Raw genomic sequence first — 18,198 nt, 5'->3', positions numbered from 1 at the left:
ACCGTGAGGTATGGGTTTGTTCGACCGTCTCCGCGGCAAAGATCACCCCCGCGTCGCCTTCATCGGCATCGACGGGGTCCCGTTCACTCTCCTCTCTGAGCATCCCGACGAGTTCCCCAACTTCGCGGCGCTGGCCGACGAGGGCTCTGCGGGCGACATAGACAGCATCGTCCCGCCGGAGTCCTCGGCGTGTTGGCCGGCGCTCACGACCGGCGTCAACCCCGGCGAGACAGGCGTCTACGGCTTCCAGGACCGCGAGGTCGGCTCCTACGACACGTACGTCCCGATGGGCCGCGACGTGCAGGCCACCCGCGTCTGGGACCGCGTCACCGACGCCGGCCGCGAGGCCACCGTGATGAACGTCCCCGTGACGTTCCCGCCTCAGCGCAACGTCCAGCGCATGGTCTCGGGCTTCCTCTCGCCCGGCGTCGACAAGGCCGCCTACCCCGACGACTTCCGCGACGCGCTCTCCGAGATGAACTACAAAATCGACGTGAACGCCAAGCTCGGTCACGACGACGACAAGACCGCGTTCATGGAAGACGCTCGGAAGACCCTCGACCGGCGGTACGAGGCGTTCGAGCGCTACATCGACCAAGACGATTGGGACCTCTTTTTCGGCGTCTTCATGACGACCGACCGGGTCAACCACTTCCTGTTCAAGGACTACGAGCGCGACGGGAAGAACAAGGACGCCTTCATGGAGTTCTACCGCACCGTCGACGACTACCTCGGTCGCATCCGCGACGCCCTCCCCGAGGACGTGACGCTCATCGTCGCGTCCGACCACGGCTTCACCTCCCTCGACTACGAGGTCCACTGCAACACCTGGCTCGAAGAGAACGGCTGGCTCTCCTACGAGGACGACGACCACGACTCGCTTTCGGACATCGACGAGGAGTCGAAGGCGTACTCGCTCATCCCCGGCCGGTTCTTCGTCAACCTCGAAGGCCGCGAGCCCCGCGGGTCGGTCCCGCAATCCGAGTACGAGGCAGTCCGCGACGAACTCAAGGCCGAACTCGAAGCGCTCGAAGGCCCCGACGGCAACAAGGTCGCAGACCGCGTCGTCGTCAAGGAAGACGCCTTCCGCGGCGACCACGACGACATCGCCCCCGACCTCGTCGTCATCCCGAACCACGGCTTCGACCTGAAGTCCGGTTTCAAGGGCCACGACGACGTGTTCGGCGTCGGCCCCCGCAACGGCATGCACTCGTTCGACAACGCGACGCTGTACGTCGACGACCCCGGCGCGGTCATCGAGGACGCCGACCTCTACGACATCGCGCCGACCATCCTCGACCTCATGGACGTCGAGTACAGCCGCACCGAACTCGACGGCGCGAGCCTCATCCAGCAGTAAGCGGTCGGCGGTCTCTCACTCTTATTGCCGTACTGCGCTCCGAACGTCCCGTTCGAGCCGGTCCGCGTGAGTCAGCCGCAGTTCTCGCGCGTCCGCGGGCGTGACCGTCTCGCGGCCGTCTATCTCGTGTGACACCGGGCTGTAGGCGTCCAAGTCGAATCCCATCCGGTCGAGGTACGACCGCACTTCCGTGGAGTCCAGTCCGTCCTCGATGGCGGCGTTGACGTAGCGGAGCACCGCGTCGAACTCGGGCAGGACGACCCCCTCGTCCGTCACGCGCCCGCCGTCGCCGTCGATTCTGAGAGTCGCGTCGTCGAGGCGGTTCACCACGTCCGCGACGCTGTTCGCCAGTCTGAGCACGTCGCTCGGGAGCGAGCAGTCGGGCGAGCGCCATTCGACCGTGCCGAACTCGGCTCTGAGTTGCACCGGCGTCCAGACCGCGCTCTCGGGGCTGAAGTTCGCCTCGATGGTCGCCCGGTCGACGCCCTCCTCCTCGGCGCGCACGAGGAACTCCTCGAACCGGCGTTCGAGGCGGCGCGACCACTCCCGCGTGTCGTCGGCGTAGCGCCACAGTCGCCCCTGATGCGGCACGTCGTCGTAGGTCATCCGGCGGTACAGCTTCGACCGCGCGCCCGCCGCCAACCGCTTCCCGTCGTAGTACGGCGAGGAGTTCACGAGCGCCAGCGCTGGGTCCAGCGCCACGAGCGCGTTGTACTGGTCGATCTCCCGACCGGGGCGCTGTTCGACGTGGACGTGCGTCCCCACGCAGTGTCGCGCGTACTGGAAGTCCGACCCGACGACGCGGTTCTGAATGCGCGTCCGGTCGCTGTCCAGTTCCGTCACCGACTCGTCGCTGAGCGGCGTGGCGAGCGGGACGAGCCGCTTTCCGACCTCCTCGGCCCGCGAGAGGACGTCCCCGAGCCGTTCGTACAACTCCTCGCGCAGCTCGGCCGCCGAGTCGCACGGCGTCGTCTTCACCTCCAACACCGGCTCGACGAACTCCCGTTCGGCCCCCGGCGAGGCGTCGACGAGCCCGCCCGGGTCGGTGAACGACCCGTCCTCCTCGACGACCCAGTACTCGACTTCGATACTTCGCCGGAGCGGGCCCGAGGTCGACTCAGACATGTCGACCCCGGCGTCGTGCCGAGCCGACTCTCACGCGCATCGCTTCGCTCCCCTCGAAAGAAATGTTTGTTAACACATGACATGGGTGGGCGGGGATACGGAAAAAACATTCGCAGACTGGACGATGCTCGCGGAATCGCTGGACGAACGTCCTCGATACCTCTCACTCGGTGGTCGTTCGGACCGCAGCGACCGCGTCGGCGCTCACAGCAGGTCGTCGAGGTCGTCGTTGTGCCACATCTCTTTGGGGTCCGCTCGCGTCTCGGTCTTCGCCCGGTCGATGGCCTCTCGGGCGCGCTCCATGAACGACTCGACCCGCTCGGAGCGCTCGACGCCGCCGAGGAGGACGAGCGACGCGATTCGGCCGCTCTCAAGCGGGAAGTCGCCGCCGCGGACCTCCAGACTGCCGGTCTCCTCTTCGACCCAGCGACGCGCCCGCTCGACGCCCTTCCGCGGGATGGTGTCGGGCTCCCCGGCGATGACGACGAGCGCGGAGTCCGCGTCGCTCGCGTCCGGCAGGCTCGTGCCCGTCAGGACGGCGCTGCGGGTCGTGCTCATGACCGCGTTGATGTTGTCCTCGGCGTTCGGGGAGGCCTCGGCGCTCGCGTATCCGAGCGCGGCGATACCTCCGGAACGGAGGGTGTTGATGACCTCGGAGCTGTCGACGACGCTCTCGCCGACGCCCTCGGTCGCCTCGCCGGCCGCGAGGAGCAGGCCCACGCGGCGAGCGATGGCCTCGTTGATGGCGTCGTAGCCCTCGCTCATCGACTCGCCGGACGACCGGAAGGCGTCGTTGTCGACGAGGAGGACGGCGTCGGCCTCGCGGGCGACGGTCTTGAGCGACCGGCCGGCGTTCACCTGATACATCGCCCCCTCGTCCCGTCCGGGCAGGATTCCGAGGACGTACACCGGCACGTCGTAGACGCGGGCGAGCGCCTTCGCGAGGACGGGCGCGCCGCCCGAGCCGGAGCCGCCGCCGAGGCCGGCGACGACGAAAATCGACTCCGCTTCGGCCGTCACGCGGCCGTCGAGGGCAGACATGACCTCGGTCTGGTCCGACTCCATGACCTCGGCTCCGAGTTCGTTGTCGCCGCCGACGCCGTGCCCGCTGACGCGGTCTTGGCCGATGAGCACGGTCTCGACCGGAAGCGACTGGAGGTCGGCTCTCGCGGTGTTCACCGCGACCGCGTCGAGCACCGCGCCGAACCCCATCCGCCGGTCGAACGACTGGAGGGCCGACGTGAGCTTCCCGCCCGCCTGTCCCACACCAATCAGGACGGTTTTCATACATGATTCACTCGGGCTGTCACCTTGAACATTCCTCACATGTGGAATGTTGGCTCACCCGACCGTTCGAATCGGCCCTCGCCCCGGAGCTTTATCACGGATGGCGGGACCACGCCGGTCCATGACGACCGACCCGACTCGCCGCGACGCCGCTGCCGACCGCGGTCAACGAGGACGTCGAGCGCCGGGCGAACGCCGCGCTCGCCAAGGCCGAGTCGCTCGAATCGGAACTCGTCGACGAGACGGCGTCGCCCGCGGCGGACCGCACGGCCGACGCGCTCGCCACGGACGCGGCGACGTCGCCCGCCGGGCAAGCCGATGGCGCGTACGACGATTCTCCTCGGCGTGACGAGACGGCCGGGACCGCCGTTCGCGCCGGTCGCGATTCTCACGTCGCTCCCGACTCCCGCGCCGGCGACTCCCGGAACGATACCTCCGGTTCGCGCGACGACCCCACCGACCGCGGACTGGCCGCTCGCCTCCGCGACGCGCTGTGATTCGCGTCGTCCTCGCGTGTCTCCTCGCGGTCGCCATCGCGGGCGTCGTCTTCCCGGCGGCCGACGCGGCCCGAACGGACGCGACGACGGTGAAAATCGGCTCGATGGCCGACGACATCGCGCACGCCGCGACGGCGCTTGCGGCGGCGGAAGACCCGACGCCGCCAGCGACGGGCTCGGCTTCGCGTTCCGCCGCCACGACGAGACGCCGCTGACGCTCCCCGCGCTCGTCGCCAACGGGACGCTGTCGGCCGACGCCGCGGCGCTCTGCTCGCTCGCGGTCGAACGCGGCGCGTCGGTCCTCGTCGCCGGCTCTCGCGGAGCCGGCAAGACGACGTTCCTCGGCTCGCTTTTGTGGGAACTCCCCCGCGACGTTCGCACGGTGCTCATCGAGGACACGCCGGAGCTCCCGGCGTCGAGCCTGCTGGACGCCGACCGCGACGTGCAGACGCTCCGAACCGACACGACCGGCGGCCCGGAGCCGACGCCGCAGGAGGCGCTCCACGCGGCGCTCCGATTGGGTGACGGCGCGCTCGCGCTCGGCGAAGTCCGGGGCGAGGAGGCCGCCGTCCTCTACGAGGCGATGCGCGTCGGCGCGAACGCCAACGCGGTCCTCGGAACCATCCACGGCGACGGAGCCGCCGACGTGCGCGAGCGCGTCGTCTCCGACCTCGACGTCCCGGCGTCGTCGTTCGCCGCCACCGACCTCGTCGTCACTTGCGAGCACGCGGACGCACACCGCGTCGCCCGAGTCGAGGAGGTCCGCCCCGTCGGCGACGACGCGGCGTTCGAGACGCTGTTCGAACACGACGGGCGCGCGCTCGAACCGACGGGGTCGGTCGCGCGCGGCGACAGCCTCGGGGTCGAGTCGCTCGCACGCCCCGGCGAGTCGTACGCGGACGTGCTCGACGCGCTCGACGCCCGCGCCGCCCACCTCGCCTCGCTCGCCGAGACGGAACGGACGGCTCCAGACGACCTCGCCGCGGCCCGCGCGGAGCGTGGTTCGGGATGCTGAGTCCGGACACGGCCGCGAGCGCGGGCGCGGACTCCGATGCGTCCCGGTTGGCCCACGCGGCCGCGACGACGCTCGCGCGGCTCTCGCCCGACTCCATCGACGCCGAGCCGAGCGACGACCTCAAACGGTCGCTGGCGTTTCTCGACTCGGACCTCCCCTCCGAGACGGTCGTCGCCGCGGGCTACGGCGCGGCGCTCCCCGCCGGACTGCTCGGCGGACTCGTCGCCCTCGTCGCTCGGCTCCCGACCGTCACGGTCGTCTTCGTCGCGCTCGCGGCCGCGCTCGGCGCGACCCACGCGGTCCACACGCTCCCCGTCTGGCTGGCGACGCTCCGCCGGACGCGGGCGCTCGGGAACGCGCCGGAACTCGTCGGCCGCATCGCGCTTCGGATGCGTATCGAGCCCTCGGTCGAGCGGGCCAGCGCGTTCGCCGCGCGCGGCGGCGACGACCCGCTTTCGACTCGCCCGCCGCGTTCGCCGCCGCGGCCGAGACCGCACGCGACCGGGACGCCTCGTGGCGACCCGCCGGCGAACTGCTCGTCGTCCGCCACGTCAACTGGGAGGGAACGGATGTCACCGTCGTCTCGGCGTAGGGCGCAGACCTCGCCCGTCGCCGCACTCACCGCGCTGTTCGTCGTCTGCGCGGCGATTTCGTGCTACGCGACGGTGCTCGACGACTCGTTGCCGACCGCCGACCGCGACCTCGCGCCCGCCGCGCTGTCGAACGTCGAGTCCGCCCTCGCGGACGACTCCGGCGTCGTCGTCGTCTCGCGGCTCTCGGACGCCCGCGACGCCTGTCCTGACGGCTTTTCCTGCCGCGTCGTCGTCGCAATCGACGACGACCGCCGCGCCGTCGGTCCCGACGCGCCCGCCGACGCCGACGCCGACTCGACTCGGGTCACCGTCCGCGCCGAACCCGGACGCGTCCGCTTCGGAACGCTCCGCGTCGAGGTGTGGCGATGACCGACCTCGTCTTCGACGTGACGGTGTGTCTGCTTCTCGTGAGCGCGAGCATCGGCCTCGTCGTCACCGCGGACGCCGGCGCTGACACCGGCCTCGGCGGCGATGCCGCGGTCGACGCCGACGGGGTCGCCTCGTCGCTGGCGACGAGCACCGCGACGGTCGACTACTCGCTCGCCCCCGGCGTCGACGCGGCCGACGCGTCGTTGCTCGATGCCGACGGCGTCGACCCCCGCGAACTCGAACGGACCGCCCACGGCAGTCTCGCCGGACTCCTCGCCCGCGCGACGCTCGGCGCGGTCACCGTCGAGGGCGCTCGCGTGACCCGCGCCCGCGACGACTTCCGGAAGCGGACCGCCGCCCGCGTCGCCTCCGAACTCCCGACCCGCGGCGTCTCCGTCGCCGTCTCGTGGACGCCGTTCCCCGGTTCGTCCGTCCGTGCGAACGACACCCTCGGTCCCGCGCCGCCGTCCTCGGCGACGGTTCACTCCGCGACGCTCGACGTGCCGAGCGGGTTCCCCGCCGCCCGGGAAGACGCGCTCGCCGCAAGCGATGACGGCTTCGACGCCGTCGCTCGGCTCGTCGCAAACCGGACCGTCGCCGGGCTGTTCCCGCCGGCGCTCGCCCGGCTCGCGCTCCGCGGCGACGAGCCGGTGTCGACGCTGATGACCCATCGGTACGAGCGGACCGGCGCGCTGGCGGGGGCCTCCGTCGCGCCCGAGGTCGCCCGCGAGGAGACCCGCGCCGCCAACGCCGACCTCGCGGCGGCGCTGAACCCGCGGTTCGCCGAGACGATGCGCGACCGGTACGACACCCCGCGCGCCGCCGCCGAGGCGGTCTCAGTGGGGCGCGTCACCGTCGTCGTCAGGACGTGGTCGCCGTGAGGCTCGCCGACGACGACCGGGGCCGGGTTCCCTTCGCCCTGCTCGGCGTGTTACTGCTCGTCGGGAGCGCGACGTTCTCCGGCGCGCTCGCCGGCCACGACCCCGTGGCCGACCGCCGCGTCGACGACGCGATGGACCGCGCAGACCGGCGTTCCGGCCGCGCCCGAACTGGCGAACGCGCTTCCAGCACCGAACCCGGCCGCGGAGTCGGCCGCGAGCGAGATACCGACGAACCGGACCATCAACGCCTCCGTCGGCTCCGCCGCCGACCACGCGCTTTCCGGCCGCGCCCGAACTGGCGAACGCGCTTCCAGCACCGAACCCGGCCGCGGAGTCGGCCGCGAGCGAGATACCGACGAACCGGACCATCAACGCCTCCGTCGGCTCCGCCGCCGACCACGCGCTGGTCGGATTCCTTGACGGCCGCGGCGACGCGCCGGCCTACGACGACGTGGTCGCGGACGCCCACCGCGCCGCGGTCGAAATCGAGACCGAGACGGACGTTCTCTCCCGGACCGAAGACCCGCCGGAGAACTCCGGACGCGGGTGGACGCTCGTCAGCATCTCGACCGACACGTCGTCGTCGGCCGAGACGGTCCCGACGAGAACGCCGGCGGTCGAAGCCGACACCGTCGTCGTCGACGCCGGCTCCCGCATCGTGACGACGGTCGAGACGACCACTCGGACGTTCCGTCGGGGCAACGAGACGCTCCAGACCGAAGCGCGGACGGAGACGAGGACGCGCGTCGACCTCGCGGCCGTCGTCGACCCGGCCGCCGTCTCCGCCCCCGTGCGCCCCATCGACCCCGCGAGTACCCCCGGCGGCGCGCTCGACGGCGAGAACTTCGCCGCGGCCGCCGACGCGGCCGCCGACATGGTCGTGACGCGCGGCGGCTTCGACGATATCGCCTGCGACGTTGCGACCGGCAACCCGCCCGAGCCGCGGCAGGCGACCGCGCCGATGGCATCTGGTCTCGACCGCTGGGTTCGCTCGGACCTCGTCGCGCTCGCCGACCGGGTCAGAGACCGGCGCGTGACGGCGTCCGCACGGCGAGTCGCCGCGGGCGAGGTGAATCTCGCCGCGGAACTCGCGGCCGACCTCCGCGCCGACCGCCGGGACCTCGTGGGCGCACCGGCCGCCTACGACGGCGTCGCGGACCGGACGCGCGTCGCGGTTCGCGCGACCTACCTCGACCGCGTGCTGGCGACGCTCGACCGCCGGGCGAACCAGACCGCGGCGGCGAGCGACGCGGCCAACAACGCGAGCAGGGACGCGGACTTCGGGTCGCTCTCGGAGGCGGTCCGCGCCGAGGAGGTCGCCCGCGCGGCGCTCGGTGACTCGCGAGCCGACGGCGCGAACGGAACTGCCAACGAAAGCGGCGTCAGGTTCGTCCCCGACGCGGACCCGATGTACCTCTCGCTCGGCGGCCTCGACGGCGCTTCGGTCCCGACGGTCGCCCGCGGCGGCACCTATCACCCGCTCGTCGCCCGCAACACCAACCTGTTTACGCTCCCCTACGGCGACGCCGCCGACACCGTTCTCGAACCGGTGTTCGGCTCGAACCGCCGCGTCCCGCTTCGCGTCGCGGCCCGCACGCTCCTCGCGGCCGACTCGACGCTCGAAAACACGAACGGGACGAACGAGACGCTCGCCGACAGACGCGACCGGCTCGAAACCGCGGTCGACCGGTCGGTCGTTCCCGCGGAGACGGCCGCCCGCCACACGCTTCGCGACCACACCAATCACTCCGTGACGGAGCGCCAACGGATTCTGGAGCGCTCGCTCGGCGCGTGGGATGACCCCGCTCACCGGGCGCTGGCGATTACGAACGGCTCCGCGGCGCGCGCAATCGCCGTCGAGGCGGCCGCCCCGGGAACCGTCGAGGCCGACCTCCTCGAACGCCGCCTCGACGTGGCGTTCAGAACCGTCCGCCGAGACCGCTCGACGACGGTCCCACAGCGGCTCACGAACCGGACGGTCGAGACGACGCGAACCGCCCGTCAGCAGGCCGTCGCCGACGTGGCGACCGACGCGGCGATGAACGCCACCGAGGACGCGGTCGCCGACCGCCTGAACGACACGCTCGACTCGCGGTTCGACACGCCGTTCAAGCGCGTCCCCGCCGGGATGCCGGTCGCGCCCGTCCCCGGCTCCTGGTACGCGACGGTCAACGTCTGGGACGTGGCGGTCGCCGGCGAGTTCGCGCAGTTCCGCGTCCACGCCCGCGGCGACACGGAGTCGCTCACGTACGCCCGCGACGGGTCGCCCGTCGCCCTCGACTGGGACGGCGACGGCGTCGCCGAGACGGTCGGCCGCGGCGACCGCGTTTCGTTCGAGGTGCGGACGCCAATCGTCGTCGCAGTCCCGCCGTCGGGCGTCGGCGTCGGCGACATCGACGGCAACGCGGACGAGCGCTCCGAGGGGTGGCAGGGAGGACCGGGCTGCACCGTCGCGGCCGACTGCCCTCCCGAGGAGTAGCCGCCAATACGACCCGAGTGGCAACCGTTTTGCCGCCGGAACGCCGAACCCGCGTGTATGTTGCACGACGCCGCCGCGAAGCCCGGAACCCTCTCGGCCGACGAGTTGCGGGCCGCCTACGAGGACGAGATTCGCCGCGCAGTCGACGCCGCAGGACCGGAGACGGCCGCCGAGGCCGCCGGCGTCTCGGAGGCCGCGCTGTCGAACGGCGTGTTGGACCTCACGCTCGAACAGGCCGCCGCGGTCCTCGAACTCGCCGACGGCAACCCCGACGCCGACGCCATCGTCTGGGAGTTCCGCGACCACCTCCTCATGGGTATGACGAGCGGCATCCTCGACGTGGACACGCTCGCGTCCGAGGTCGACCTCGACCTCTCCGGACAGGAGATTCAACAGGCCATCGAGGGCCGCACCGCCGCCACGCTGAACGAACTGGCCGCCATCCACCACGTCATCGCCGTCCGAAACGAGCGATGAGAGTCGCCGTCCTCGGTTGCGGCTACGTCGGCCTCGAACTCGCCCGCACGCTCGTCGCCGACGGCCACGACGTGTGGGGCGTCCGCCGCTCGGACGACGGTCTCGACGCCGTCGAAGCGACCGGCGCGGAAGCGGTTCGCGCCGACGTGACCGACGCCGACTCCCTCGGGGGGGTCCCCGACGTGGACCACGTCGTCTTCGCCGCGAGTTCCGGCGGCCGCGGGGCCGACGCCGCCCGCACCGTCTTCGTCGAGGGACTCCGAACGGCAATCGACCAGTTCGCCGGCCGCGATTCGCCGCCCGAGCGACTCGTCTACACGTCGAGCACGGGGGTCTACGGCGACCACGGCGGCGACTTCGTCGACGAGTCGACGCCGCTGGACCCGACGACCGACAAGACGCGCGTCCTCGCCGAGGCCGAGCGCGTCGCTCGCGAGCACGCCGCAGAGCGCGGAATCGAGGGGACCGTCACCCGGTTCGCCGGGCTCTACGGTCCGGACCGCTACCGACTCGACCGCTACCTGAACGGCCCGGTCACGGCGGGCTATCTCAACATGGTCCACCGGGACGACGCCGCGGGCGTCGTCGCGTACCTCCTCGAAACCGGCCGCGCCCGCGACGACACCGTCCTCGTCGTCGACGACGAACCCGTCTCGAAACACGCGTTCGCCGACTGGCTGGCCGACGAGTGCGGCGTCCCGCGCCCCGAAAAGCGCACGAAGGAAGAGCGCCTCGCCGACGGCGACCTCTCGGAGGCCGCCCGTCGCCGCATTCTGACGAGCAAGCGCTGTTCGAACGACTACCTCCGCGAACTCGGCTATTCGTTCGCGTATCCGACGTATCGGCAGGGTTACCGGGCGGCAATCGACGCGTACCGAGCGGACGGCGACTGAGCGTATTCCGCGGTCGACAGGTTCGAACCGCCGAAATTCTGTCACTCAGGATAGCTCGATTAGGGGGAATATTCATACGGTAGGCCTCGGTCGTGTTGTGTATGCTGGGTCCGGTGGGGCAGTTCGACACGGGTGCTATCTTCGAGTCTCTCGACTCGTTCGTGCGCACCCACCCCGAAATCGCGGCGGCGGTCGTCGTCGCGCTCGGTGCGCTCGCGCTCGTCGTCTACGCCGCGATTCGGTTCAAGCGGCCGATGGGGACGCGCTTCGCCGAGGCGCTGGAGGGCGTCGACGAAATCGCCGTCCTCATGCACCCGAACCCGGACCCCGACGCCATGGCCGCGGCGATCGGCGTGGCCTGTCTCGCGGAACAGGTCGGAACCACACCGACCATCCAGTTCGCCGGCCAGATTCGACACCAGGAAAATCGCGCGTTCCGAACCGTTCTCGACCTCGACTTAGACCCCATCGACCACGTGAGCGACCTCGCCGCCGAAGCGGTCGTCCTCGTCGACCACAACGAACCCCGCGGGTTCGCGGGGGCGGAGGGCGTCCTCCCATACGCCGTTGTCGACCACCACCCCGGCGACGGGACCGGCGAGGCCTTTACCGACGTGCGGACCGACTACGGCGCGTGTTCGAGCATCGTCGCCGAGTACTTCCGCGACGTGGGCGCGAAACCCGTCCCGCCGGACATGCACGCCAGCGAGGTGAACGCCTCCTACACCGTCCCTTCGCAGGTCGCCACGGGCCTCGTTTACGGGATTCTCACGGACACCAAACACCTCACCGCGGGCTGTTCGGCCGCGGACTTCGCCGCCGCCGGCTTCCTCTTTCCCGGCGTCAACGAGGACCACCTCGACCGCATCGCCAACCCCGAGGTCTCCCGCGAGGTGCTGGAGGCGAAGGCCCGCGCCATCGCCGGCCGCGACGTGCGCGGCCCCTTCGCCGTCGCCGACATCGGCACCATCTCGAACGTCGACGCCATCCCGCAGGCGGCCGACGAACTCATCCAACTCGAAGGCGTCACCGCGGCGGTCGTCTGCGGCGAACGCGAGAGCAACGTCTACCTCTCGGGGCGCTCCCGCGACGACCGGGTCCACATGGGCCGGACGCTGGAGTCCGCCCTCGACCACTACCGCGGGGCGAGCGCCGGCGGCCACGCCCGGATGGGCGGCGGGCAGATAATCCGGCCCGACGCCGTCACCGACGGCGGCAACGGCGAGTCCGTCCCCCGCGACGAACTCGTCGAACACATCTTCGAGGCGTTGTCGGGCGATATCTGACCCTCGGACCGGGCCGCCATCGCCGGACGCGGACCGGTGGCCCTTAACGGCCGGCCGCCGTAGGCTCGCCCATGGCTACAGGACGGGCGACGTGGGCCTACCGCGACCGGTTCGGCGACAGTTTCGGCCGCACCTTCTTCCGCCGGTTCGGCCCCGGCGTCGTCTCCAGTATCGGCATCGGAACCTACCTCGGCGAGCCGACCGACGCGGTCGACGACCGCTACCGCGAGTCGCTCGTCTCGGCGCTCGAACACGGCGTCAACCTCGTCGACACGGCGTCGAACTACCGCCACGGGCGCTCCGAGCGGGTCGTCGGCGACGCGGTCCGCGGGGCCGACGTTGACCGCGACGCCGTCGTCGTCGCCTCGAAGGCCGGCTTCGTCCCCTTCGACCGCGAGCGCCCCGACGACCCCGGCGCGCACGTCCGCGAGACGGTCCTCGACGCGGGCCTCGCCGACCCGGACGAACTCGCCCACGGCAGCCACACCATCGCGCCCGCCTTCGTCGACGAGATGATCGACCGGTCGCTCGACCTGACGGGGCTGGACCACGTCGACTGCTACTACCTCCACAACCCCGAGACGCAGTTGGCCGTCGCCGACCGCGAGACGGTGTACGACCGCGTCGAGGCCGCCTTCGAGGTCTTCGAACGCCGGGTCGCCGCCGACGACATCGGTCGCTACGGCGTCGCCACGTGGGAGGCCCTCCGCGTCGCGCCCGGCCACGACGCGTACCTGTCGCTGCCCGAACTCGTCCGCCGGGCCGAGCGCGCGGCCGACACCGTCGGCAACGACGAGCACTCGCTCGACGCGATTCAGCTCCCGTTCAACGTCGTGATGGCCGACGCGTTCACCGTCGAGGCCCACGACACCGACGCGGGCGAGGCGATGAGCGCGCTCTGGTACGCCCACGAACACGGCCTGCACGCCTTCACGAGCGCCAGCCTCGCGCAGGGCGACCTCGCGGCGGAGATTCCGGCGTCGGTGAACTCGGTGCTCGCCGGCGACACGGCGGCCCAGCGGGCGCTCAACTTCTCGCGGAGCGCGCCCGGCGTGACCGCCGCGCTCGTCGGTGCGTCGTCGGTAGAACACGTCGCGGAGAACGTCGCGGCCGGAACGTTCGATCCCCTCGGGGCGCGGACGTTCGATTCGGTCTTCGAGTGAGCGGCCGGCGACTCCCGTCGGACGGCCGCTATCGGTCGGTTCGGGGCTATCTGAGCTCTTTCCACTGGCGTCCGCAGTCGCCGCAGATGCGGACCGAGAACACTTCGTCCGGGTCGTTTTTCTTCTTCAGCGACTCGCCGCACTCGGCGCAGGTCAGCCGCTCGTAGGTGTCTTTCTCCAACTCCCCGTCTCGGAGCCCCTTCCGCGTTGTCTTCATACGTTCTCGTTTGTGCAACGAACATAAAAACCCGACGACAATCCCCGTTTTCACCCCGCACGACGTCTGGTGGTCTCGTGCAGTCGAAACTGTTGTCACCCCGCGGCGCGCGCTTCCGACCGTGTCACGTGGCCGCCTCTTCGGAACGCTCTGCGGGATGGTGCTGCTCGTCAACCTCGCGCGAGTCGTCTTCGCACCGCTTCTCGGGGAGTTCATTCTCTTCTTCGGGGTCGACCGGGCCACCGTCGGCATCGTCGCCACCCTCGTCTGGCTCGGGAGCGCCGTCCTCCGCGTCCCGACCGGCTGGCTCCTCACCCGCGTTCCGAGACACCGGGTGGTGCTCGGGACCGGCGTCGTCCTCGTCGTCGCCTCGGGCGTCACCGCCAGCGCGACCACCGTCGAGACGCTGATGGTCGGCGCGGTCTCGATGGGCCTCGCCTCGGGCGCGTACTTCGTCGCCGCCAACCCGCTCGTGAGCGAGCTGTTCCCCGACCGCGTCGGCCGCGCGATGGGCATCCACGGCACCGCCAGCCAGCTCGCGGCCGTCGGTGTCGCCCCCTTCGTCACGCTCGTCCTCGCGGTCGGTCCCGACCTCGTGCCGCGGCTCCCGTTCGTCTCCGCGGCGTGGCAACTCGTCTTCGTCTGCGTCGGCCTCGCGGCCGCCGTCGTGACGCTCGCGCTGTTCGTCACCGCCCGCTCAACGGACCTCCCCGACGCGGGCGCGGCCGACCGCGACCTCCTCGGCGCGGCCCGCACGGAGTGGCGGGTCATCCTCACCGGCATCGTCATCCTCGGCTTCACCGGCTTCGTCTGGCAGGGCCTGTTCAACTTCTACGAGCTGTACATGGTGTCGAAGGGCCTGCCGGCGACGACGGCGCGCAACATGCTGACGGTCGTCTTCGGCGCGGGCGTGCCCGCGTTCTTCCTCTCGGGTCGGCTCGCGGACAACCTCCCGCGCATCCCGTACATCCTCGGCGTGCTCGTCTCGTTCGTCGTCTCGGTGTTCGTCCTCACGATGACGACCAGCCTCGTCGGTCTCGTCGTCGTCACCGCGGTCGTCGGCTACGTCATCCACAGCCTCTTTCCGGCGCTCGACGCCTACCTGCTCGACACGCTCCCCGACGAGAGCCGCGGGAGCGCCTACTCGGTGTACTCGTTCGGCATGATGATATTCCAGGCCAGCGGGTCGGGCGCGGTCGGCACCCTGACCGACTTCGGCTACGCGTTCGACGAGGTGTTCTTCTGGTTCTCCGTCGGGCTGGCGGTCGTCGTCACGGGACTCATCGCGCTCCAACGCGCCGGGCGCATCCCGAACTGAACGGGTCGGTCGGGGGCGCTCGGAGCGAAGCCGGCAGCCGGTTCGGCTCTCGCCGCACTTTTGCTCGCCCGGGTCCACGACCGACACGATGGAGTACGTACAAGAGCGGGTCACGACGCTCCACGACCTCGCCGGTTCGGTCCCCGACGCCCCGACCGACCGCGCCGCCGTGGTCGTGCCGATGACGGAGCGGGAGTACGCCGGCCTCGCCGCCGAGCGGGTGCTGTCGACGCTGGAGTCGCTCTCGCCGGCGCGGGTCGTCGTCCCCCTCCGCGCGCCCGCCGACCGGGTCGCCCCGTTCGCCGACTGGCTCGACGAGTACGACCTGCCGCTCGACGTGCTGTGGTGCGACGGCCCCCGCGTCGCCGACCTCCTCGACTCCCACGGTCTCGACGGCGAGCGCGGCAAGGGCCGCGACGTGTGGCTCGCGCTCGGCTGCGCCGCCCGCGAGGAGTACGTCGTCGTCCACGACGCGGACACGAAGACCTACGACGAGCGGTACGTCCCGCGGCTCCTGTTCCCGCTGGCGCACGGCCACGACTTCTCGAAGGGCTACTACGCCCGCGTCGAGGAGGGGCGGCTCTACGGCCGGCTGTTCAGGCTGTTTTACGCCCCGCTCGTCCGCGCGCTCGAAGCCGAGACTGAAGCCCCCGTCGTCCGGTACCTCGACTCCTTTCGGTACGCGCTGGCCGGGGAGTTCGCGACCACCTCGGACCTCGCGGTGCGGATGCGGTCGCCGCGGAAGTGGGGCCTCGAAGTCGGCACCCTCGGCGACGCCTTCGCCCACGCCGGCTTCGACCGGAGCGCGCAGGTCGACCTCGGCGAGTACGAACACGACCACCGCTCGGTGAGCGGGCCGACCGGCCTCTCGGACATGAGCGAGTCGGTCGGGCGGACGCTCCTCCGGGCGGTCGTCGAACACGGCGGAGACGTCGAGTTCGACACGCTCGCAGAGCGCTACCGCGAGGCCGGGAACCGTCTGGTCGAGCAGTACGCGGCCGACGCGGCGTTCAACGGCTTCGACTACGACCGCGGAGACGAGCGCGAGCAGGTCGCTACCTACGCCGATGCCATCTCGAAGCCCGGCGAGGACACGCGGCTCCCGGCGTGGAAAGACACGTCGCTGTCGCCCGATGCGGTGCTTGCCGCCGCGAGCGCCGACCTCGACGACGTGCGGGAGGAGGCAGGACGATGAGCGAGGCGACCTACGACGACCTCGCGGGCGTCGTCGACCTCTTCGGCGCGCTCACCCGCGAGGAACTGGAGACGGCGCTGGGCGAACTCGCGTTCAAACAGGGCCGCGAGACCGACGGTGAGGCCCTCTCGGGCGCGATTTCCGACGCGGTCGACGCCTACTACCTCGTCCCCTACGAGGACGACGAGACGGACGCGGAACTCCTGACCGTCGGCCCGATGGCGTTTCCGACGCTCCCCGACCGGGCGGAGGACCTGCCGCACATCCTCGACTACCCGACCCGCGAGGTGCCGCGGGACGAACTCGCCACGCAGGTCGAATCCCGCCTCCGCGCGGCGGCCGCGAGCGCGGTTCAGGCCGGCGACGAAGACGAAATCGCCCGCCTACTCGACGTGACGTACGACCTCGAAGCGTGGGCCGACACCGACGTGGGGTCGATTCGAGACCGCCTCGACGCCGCGCTGGACGCGGAGGGGCAGGCCTAAGTCGCGGCATCTCTTTACGAATCGTGACGATGGACCTCGCGGGCGTCAGCCGACACGAGCCGGTGACCGTCGACGCGGGCCGACGGGCGGCCGTCATCGCCCCCGTCGTGTTCCGCGACGAGCGGCCGCACATCCTGTTTACGAAGCGCGCCGACCACCTCGGCGAGCACCCGGGGCAGATGAGCTTCCCCGGCGGCGGGCGCGAACCGAGCGACGCGGACCTGCGGGCGACCGCGCTCCGCGAGTCCAACGAGGAAATCGGGCTCCGACCCGAGGAGGCCGATTTCCACGGCCGACTCGACGACATCCGAACCGTGACCGACTACGCCGTCTCGCCGTTCGTCGCCACGGTGCCCGACCGCGAGTACGAACCCGACCGGCGCGAGGTGGCCGAAATCGCGGTGCTCGCGGTCGACGACCTGACCGCCCGCGCGAACTACGAGTCGGAGCGCCGCGACCACCCGCAGTACGGCGAGATTCGGCTCCACTTCTTCCACGTCGACGGCTACACCGTCTGGGGCGCGACCGGGCGGATGCTCGTCCAACTGCTCGAACTCACGACTGACTGGCGCGTCCCCGAGGAGGTCGACCGCGTGGTCGACCCCGACGCCGACTACCCGGTGTAGCGCGGGACGTTCTATCGACGGGCGGGCCGGCGCGGCCGCTCGCGGTGTCTGCGTCAGTTCGGAAAAACAAACCGGCGTCAGCGTGTCGTCGCCCCCGCGACAACTCCCTTCCCTTTCTGCCCCCGGGTACCCCCTCAGCCGAGGAGGTACTTGAGCGCGGGGCGCTGTCGGACGAACTCCATCTTCTCGATGATGGCGTCGAGGCCGAGGATGCGGCCCGCCGCGAGCGCGCCGACGATGGCGAACATCATGAGGCCGAACAGGTCGCCGTTGACCACGCCGTGGCCCCAATCGGCGTTCCCGAGGTAGAAGAACACCATCAGGACGCCGCCGAAGAAGGCGGCGAGCCGAACGAGCGCGCCCACGATGAGCCCGAGACCGATGAGGAACTCGCCCCACGGAACCATGAAGTTCGTGAGGTCGAGGAGCCACGGGGTCGCGGCGGCCCACGCGAAGAAGCCCTGCAGCGGCGAGGCTGCGGGGGCGTTCGCGAGGTAGCCCGCGGCGCTGAACGGCTCACCGGTCAGCTTCCCCCACCCGGCGTGGAGGAACCAGTAGCCGGTGATGATGCGGGTCAACACGAGCACGTAGCCCGTGACGCCCCGCGAGTAGTCGAAGTCCATTCTGTTCCCCAGCATCTCGATTTGTGCGTTAGCGGGCATCTCGGTTCACCTTACATCTGAATCGTCGGCCGCGAACCCCATATAACGGCGACGCGATTTCCGAATCCATAGAACTGGGAATGACCGAAAACGGGCGTTTGAGACTGTCACGATTCGTTTTCGAATACTAATCGGGGTTCAGAATTGCGTCCAGAATACAATCGTGTCGGTGCGCGGGTGAACACGGCGGTCTCTCGCGGTGAGACCGACTGGCACGCGATTCGGAGCCGGTCGCGGCCGGGCCGATAGACGGTATATAAACGCCGCCGC

General features: G+C 70.8%; 16 protein-coding genes and 6 pseudogenes. 17 read left to right on the top strand and 5 right to left on the bottom strand.

Annotation, left to right across the window (positions count from 1 at the left end; all coding sequences use genetic code 11):
* Window positions 1-10: 10 nt before the first annotated feature.
* Window positions 11-1,360, top strand: coding sequence for an alkaline phosphatase family protein (locus BN996_RS11075; protein WP_089779016.1), 1,350 nt, complete (start codon window positions 11-13; stop codon window positions 1,358-1,360).
* A 21-nt stretch (window positions 1,361-1,381) separates the two neighbouring features.
* On the opposite strand, the gene BN996_RS11070 is transcribed toward BN996_RS11075, so the two are convergent.
* Both BN996_RS11070 and BN996_RS11065 read right to left on the bottom strand, forming a co-directional pair.
* Window positions 1,382-2,485 (bottom strand): glutamate-cysteine ligase family protein, encoded by a 1,104-nt coding sequence (locus BN996_RS11070; RefSeq protein ID WP_089779014.1) that lies wholly within the window; start codon window positions 2,483-2,485, stop codon window positions 1,382-1,384.
* A gap of 204 nt (window positions 2,486-2,689) precedes the next feature.
* Window positions 2,690-3,772, bottom strand: a complete 1,083-nt coding sequence (locus BN996_RS11065; RefSeq protein WP_089779013.1) for a tubulin/FtsZ family protein — start codon at window positions 3,770-3,772, stop codon at window positions 2,690-2,692.
* A 493-nt stretch (window positions 3,773-4,265) separates the two neighbouring features.
* Between BN996_RS11065 and BN996_RS20825 the strand changes: the two are divergent.
* The 7 genes and pseudogenes from BN996_RS20825 to BN996_RS20905 form a co-directional block, all read left to right on the top strand.
* A pseudogene (locus tag BN996_RS20825) lies at window positions 4,266-4,457 on the top strand (DUF7311 family protein); the annotation flags it as partial.
* A pseudogene (locus tag BN996_RS11050) lies at window positions 4,433-5,284 on the top strand (ATPase, T2SS/T4P/T4SS family); the annotation flags it as partial. The pseudogenes BN996_RS20825 and BN996_RS11050, both read left to right, overlap by 25 nt.
* A pseudogene (locus BN996_RS11045) lies at window positions 5,278-5,796 on the top strand (pilus assembly protein); the annotation flags it as partial. The pseudogenes BN996_RS11050 and BN996_RS11045, both read left to right, overlap by 7 nt.
* A pseudogene (locus tag BN996_RS20910) lies at window positions 5,739-5,876 on the top strand (DUF7283 family protein); the annotation flags it as partial. The pseudogenes BN996_RS11045 and BN996_RS20910, both read left to right, overlap by 58 nt.
* Window positions 5,854-6,246 (top strand): DUF7285 family protein, encoded by a 393-nt coding sequence (locus BN996_RS11040; protein WP_089779923.1) that lies wholly within the window; start codon window positions 5,854-5,856, stop codon window positions 6,244-6,246. The pseudogene BN996_RS20910 and the gene BN996_RS11040, both read left to right, overlap by 23 nt.
* Window positions 6,243-7,127 (top strand): DUF7284 family protein, encoded by an 885-nt coding sequence (locus BN996_RS11035; protein WP_089779007.1) that lies wholly within the window; start codon window positions 6,243-6,245, stop codon window positions 7,125-7,127. The genes BN996_RS11040 and BN996_RS11035 overlap by 4 nt, the downstream gene beginning before the upstream one ends.
* A pseudogene (locus BN996_RS20905) lies at window positions 7,115-7,222 on the top strand (DUF7286 family protein); the annotation flags it as partial. The gene BN996_RS11035 and the pseudogene BN996_RS20905, both read left to right, overlap by 13 nt.
* Here the strand turns inward: BN996_RS20905 and BN996_RS20820 are convergent.
* Window positions 7,178-7,369, bottom strand: coding sequence for a hypothetical protein (locus tag BN996_RS20820; protein ID WP_394326164.1), 192 nt, complete (start codon window positions 7,367-7,369; stop codon window positions 7,178-7,180). The pseudogene BN996_RS20905 and the gene BN996_RS20820 sit on opposite strands and share 45 nt — an antisense overlap.
* Window positions 7,370-7,398: 29 nt before the next feature.
* Here BN996_RS20820 and BN996_RS11030 point away from each other — a divergent pair.
* The 5 genes and pseudogenes from BN996_RS11030 to BN996_RS11010 all read left to right on the top strand — a co-directional run.
* A pseudogene (locus tag BN996_RS11030) lies at window positions 7,399-9,606 on the top strand (DUF7286 family protein); the annotation flags it as partial.
* A 57-nt stretch (window positions 9,607-9,663) separates the two neighbouring features.
* On the top strand, window positions 9,664-10,083 hold the full coding sequence (locus BN996_RS11025; protein ID WP_089779005.1) for a DUF5791 family protein: 420 nt from the start codon (window positions 9,664-9,666) through the stop codon (window positions 10,081-10,083).
* Window positions 10,080-10,976, top strand: a complete 897-nt coding sequence (locus BN996_RS11020) for an SDR family oxidoreductase (RefSeq protein WP_089779003.1) — start codon at window positions 10,080-10,082, stop codon at window positions 10,974-10,976. The genes BN996_RS11025 and BN996_RS11020 overlap by 4 nt, the downstream gene beginning before the upstream one ends.
* Window positions 10,977-11,077: 101 nt before the next feature.
* Window positions 11,078-12,262: a DHH family phosphoesterase gene (locus tag BN996_RS11015; protein ID WP_089779001.1), complete on the top strand. Its 1,185-nt coding sequence runs from the start codon at window positions 11,078-11,080 to the stop codon at window positions 12,260-12,262.
* Window positions 12,263-12,333: 71 nt separating this feature from the next.
* Complete coding sequence (locus BN996_RS11010; protein WP_089778999.1) at window positions 12,334-13,425, top strand: aldo/keto reductase; 1,092 nt, start codon at window positions 12,334-12,336, stop codon at window positions 13,423-13,425.
* A gap of 46 nt (window positions 13,426-13,471) precedes the next feature.
* Here BN996_RS11010 and BN996_RS20145 read toward each other — a convergent pair whose 3' ends face one another.
* On the bottom strand, window positions 13,472-13,642 hold the full coding sequence (locus BN996_RS20145) for an HVO_0758 family zinc finger protein (RefSeq protein ID WP_167344131.1): 171 nt from the start codon (window positions 13,640-13,642) through the stop codon (window positions 13,472-13,474).
* Window positions 13,643-13,799: 157 nt separating this feature from the next.
* Here BN996_RS20145 and BN996_RS11005 point away from each other — a divergent pair, with 157 nt between their 5' ends.
* The 4 genes from BN996_RS11005 (at window position 13,800) to BN996_RS10990 (ending at window position 17,266) form a co-directional block, all read left to right on the top strand.
* Complete coding sequence (locus BN996_RS11005) at window positions 13,800-14,960, top strand: MFS transporter (RefSeq protein WP_089778997.1); 1,161 nt, start codon at window positions 13,800-13,802, stop codon at window positions 14,958-14,960.
* A gap of 88 nt (window positions 14,961-15,048) precedes the next feature.
* A complete protein-coding gene (locus tag BN996_RS11000; RefSeq protein ID WP_089778995.1) occupies window positions 15,049-16,155 on the top strand; it encodes a glycosyltransferase family protein in 1,107 nt (368 codons plus the stop codon).
* Entirely contained in the window at window positions 16,152-16,640 is a 489-nt protein-coding gene (locus tag BN996_RS10995; RefSeq protein WP_089778993.1) for a DUF7109 family protein, read from the top strand. The genes BN996_RS11000 and BN996_RS10995 overlap by 4 nt, the downstream gene beginning before the upstream one ends.
* Window positions 16,641-16,669: 29 nt before the next feature.
* Window positions 16,670-17,266: an NUDIX hydrolase gene (locus tag BN996_RS10990; protein ID WP_089778991.1), complete on the top strand. Its 597-nt coding sequence runs from the start codon at window positions 16,670-16,672 to the stop codon at window positions 17,264-17,266.
* Window positions 17,267-17,400: 134 nt separating this feature from the next.
* Here the strand turns inward: BN996_RS10990 and BN996_RS10985 are convergent, their stop codons facing one another.
* The gene (locus BN996_RS10985; protein ID WP_089778989.1) at window positions 17,401-17,889 is read right to left on the bottom strand and encodes a DoxX family protein; all 489 of its coding nucleotides are present in this window, start codon (window positions 17,887-17,889) and stop codon (window positions 17,401-17,403) included.
* Between the last annotated feature and the right edge of the window lie 309 nt (window positions 17,890-18,198).

This window comes from Haloferax massiliensis, assembly GCF_001368915.1.
Lineage (GTDB): Archaea > Halobacteriota > Halobacteria > Halobacteriales > Haloferacaceae > Haloferax > Haloferax massiliensis.
This window is presented reverse-complemented; position numbering and strand designations above follow the sequence as displayed.